The sequence below is a fragment of the Nonomuraea sp. SBT364 genome (assembly GCF_001083785.1).
Lineage (GTDB): Bacteria > Actinomycetota > Actinomycetes > Streptosporangiales > Streptosporangiaceae > Nonomuraea.
Genome location: NZ_LAVL01000314.1, coordinates 1 through 3,294 on the forward strand (window position 1 = coordinate 1; position 3,294 = coordinate 3,294).

Annotated in this window: 4 protein-coding genes; all 4 read right to left on the reverse strand. The window is 73.5% G+C overall.

Annotated features, from left to right (window positions below; genetic code table 11):
• Positions 1-998 (reverse strand): GAF domain-containing protein (locus ADY59_RS46870; RefSeq protein ID WP_156326172.1); only part of this gene is annotated, 998 nt, incomplete at its 3' end.
• Positions 999-1,155: 157 nt separating this feature from the next.
• Positions 1,156-1,884, reverse strand: a complete 729-nt coding sequence (locus ADY59_RS46875) for a hypothetical protein (protein WP_156326173.1) — start codon at positions 1,882-1,884, stop codon at positions 1,156-1,158.
• A 43-nt stretch (positions 1,885-1,927) separates the two neighbouring features.
• A complete protein-coding gene (locus ADY59_RS46880; RefSeq protein WP_049577733.1) occupies positions 1,928-2,440 on the reverse strand; it encodes a snapalysin family zinc-dependent metalloprotease in 513 nt (170 codons plus the stop codon).
• A gap of 86 nt (positions 2,441-2,526) precedes the next feature.
• Entirely contained in the window at positions 2,527-3,180 is a 654-nt protein-coding gene (locus tag ADY59_RS46885) for a response regulator (RefSeq protein WP_049577736.1), read from the reverse strand.
• Between the last annotated feature and the right edge of the window lie 114 nt (positions 3,181-3,294).

Here is a 3,294-nt window from a genome sequence, read left to right on the forward strand (position 1 = left end):
ACCCCGGAGGCCCCGCCCGCCTGCACGTACGCCCCGGCCGTCTCCGCGGCCGTCAGCGACGTCGGCACCTGCGGCAGCAGACTCCGCTGCAACGTCACCGCCGCCCGATGCTCCTGCGCGTAACGACGCGCGTTGTCCAGCCCCAGCGCCGCCCGCGAAGCGATCTCCGCCAGCAACCGCGTGTCCTCGTCGTCGAACGGGTCCGACCCCACAAGCCGCCACAACGTCACCGCGCCCAGCAACAACCCCCGCGCCCGCAACGGCGCGCACAACATCGCCCGAGCGCCCTCGGGCACCAGCAGCCGCACCAGCTCCGGCCGATCCCCCAGCAGCCCCGCCGCCTCGTCACCCGACATCGACAACAACGACTGCCCCAGCCAGAACTCCTGCCGCTGACGCAACTCAGGGATCGGCGGCAACTCCCACCCCGCCTCGGCCGTCCCCTCGGGCCACGGCCCGCTCACCGCGCACCGGTGGAACCGCAGCGCCATCCCCGCCTCCACCGGCGACGGCTCCTCGCCGTTCAGCACCGCGTCCGCCAGGTCCACCGCCGCCAGGTCCGCCAGATCCGGCACCAGGACCCCCGCCAGGTCCTCAGCCGTCGCCACCACGTCCAGCGACGCGCCGATGCTCGCCGCCGACCGGTACAACAACTCCAGCCGCTCTCCCGGCCCGCCGACCCCCAGCTCGGCGAAGACCAGCAGCACCCCCTTCGGCTGCCCGCCCTCCTCCATCCGGAACGCCGACAGCCACACCCGCCGCTCCTCCCCGCCCGGCTGCCGCGCCCGGATGACCTGCCGCCAGTTCACCAGCGGCTCACCCGTCGCCAGCACGTCACGCAACCGGCGCTCGGCCTCCTTCGCCGCCGGGGCGGCCATCAGGTCACTCAGCCCGCTCCCCGCCGGCAGCGCCAGCCCGCCGCGCCGCTCCGCGAACCGGCCGCTGTCGACGACCCGCAGGTCACAGCCCAGCATCTCGATCCACACGGACGTTCCCAACGGGCCACCTCCCCCTGTTCCGCCCCTTCCCGACCGTCTGCGCAAGAGCCGTGACGCACGGCAATGATTCAGCAGATCTCTGCTGGTGCATTCGGTGGGGATTGTCGGGTTTGTTCGATGAGCTTCATGAACGATCCCGGCGCCTTTACAAAGTAGATCACTTGTAGGCGAAATACACGTCGTCCAGGTCGCCGTGAAACTGGTCGGTCTGCCGGTCGTCCTGGCCGGAATCGACCCGTTTGCCGCCGATCGTGGGCATCCCCTGCGGCTGGATCGCACCCAGCTTCCCCACCTCGTAGGCGGGCGCCACGACCGGCGCCCCGGTCCCCCGGTCGAGCACCCGCAGCTCGAACAGCACGGGCGACACCCGGGCGCACCGCAGCACGTACCAGCGTCCCACCCGCAGCCGCAGCGTCCCGGGACGTACCAGCACCACGCCGGCCCCGTCCGACCAGCGGCACGTGGGCACTCCCCCGTCCACCTGCAGCTTCCACTGCGCGTGACCGGGCCCGGCCAGGCCGTACTGCCACACGTTCATCCCGGCGGCCCGCGACGGCTCGGCCGTCAGCCGGACGGCGGCCCCGAAGGCGAACGGGCCCGGCCCGCCGAGCCGGCCCGGCGCTCGCGGCACGACGATCGCCTGCGGGCACGGAGGCGCGTGACAGGGGCCGGCCGGGAAACGCAGGAACGCCCCGCCGGGGGCCAGCAGACGGCCGCCGCCCGCGGACAGGACGTCGCCGTGCCGCGCGTGGCGCGTGCTGTCGGCGACCACGACGGGCGAGATCATCGCGCCGGTGTAACGCAGTTCGGCGGCGCGGCCCACCCCCGACGGGCCGGCCGCCGCCGTCACGGCGAGCACCGTGACGGCCTGGAGAACTCGTGCCATGACGTCCAGCGCAACAGCGATCGGGCCGTCGCGCAACAGGGCGTCAGCGATTCACGTGCAGCCGGTCGAACTCCACCTGCGGCGTGGCCCCGGCGAAGTTGCCGTCGACCTCGGCGCGTTCGGCCGCGTTCGGGTACGGATTGGTGCAGGAGGTGCCCGCGCTCGCCCCGGACATCAGGTCGGAGCAGCGGCCGGTGCGCCGGTCGGGCAGGCCCAGGATGTGGCCGATCTCGTGGGTGGCGATGCGCAGCGCGTTGTGGCCCTGGGCGGTGGCCTGCCGGCCCATCCAGACGGTTCCCCGGCCCAGGCTGGTGGGCATCGCGCGCGGCCAGCCGTTGTCGGCGTACACGATGAAATGGGCGGGGGTGCCCGGCACCAGCCGGACGTTGACGACGCTGGAGTTCCAGATCTGCGCGGCCTGGTCGACCGCGCCCCGGAACTCGGCGGCCCTGGACGCGTCGTACCTGAGCACCCTGACCGCCTGCGCGGGCGAGCTGACCAGCAGGACGGTGAGCCCGAGGACGAGGGCGAGCAGGGCGCGTAAGGCTCTTGACATGGAGCCTCCTCCGAAAGTTGGGGGTGCTGTCACGGTAAGGCGTGACTGGCCGCCCGGGGACGAATCAATTTGCCCCTATTACGGTGTTATGGGCGGCTGCGCGGGACGACGAGACCCGTCTCGTAGGCGGCGACGACGGCCTGCGTGCGGTCACGCAGCCCGAGCTTGCCGAGCACGCGGCTCACGTGCGTCTTGACCGTCTCCTCCGTGATCGTCAGCCGGGCGGCGATCTCGGGATTGGACAGCCCCTCCGCGACCAGCCGCAGGACCTCGGTCTCGCGCGGGGTGAGCCCCGCCAGTGAAGCGACCGCGCTCTCGGGGCGGAGCCGGGCGAACTCGTCGATGAGACGCCGGGTCACGGCCGGGGCCAGCAGCGCCTCCCCCGCCGCGACGACCCGGACCGCGTCGAACAGCCGCTCGGCGGTCACGTCCTTCAGCAGGAAGCCGCTGGCTCCGGCGCGCAGCGCGTCGTACACGTACTCGTCCAGGTCGAACGTCGTCAGGATGAGCACGCGCGGCCCGCCCGGACCGGCCAGGCGGCGGGTGGCCTCGATGCCGTCCATGCCCGGCATGCGGACGTCCATGAGGACGACGTCGGGGGCGTGCTCGCGGCAGGCCCGCACCGCCTCGGCGCCGTCGGCGGCGGTCGCGACGACGGTGAAGTCCGGCTGGGTGCCGAGCAGTTCGGCGAAGCCGGTGCGGACGACGAGGTGGTCGTCGGCGACGACGACGCGGATCACGCGGCGGCTCCCGGCAGCGTCGCCTCGACGACGAACCCGCCGCCCGCGCCGGGCCCGGCCCGCAGCTCCCCGCCGACGGCGGCGGCCCGCTCCCGCATCCCGGCCAGCCCGTGC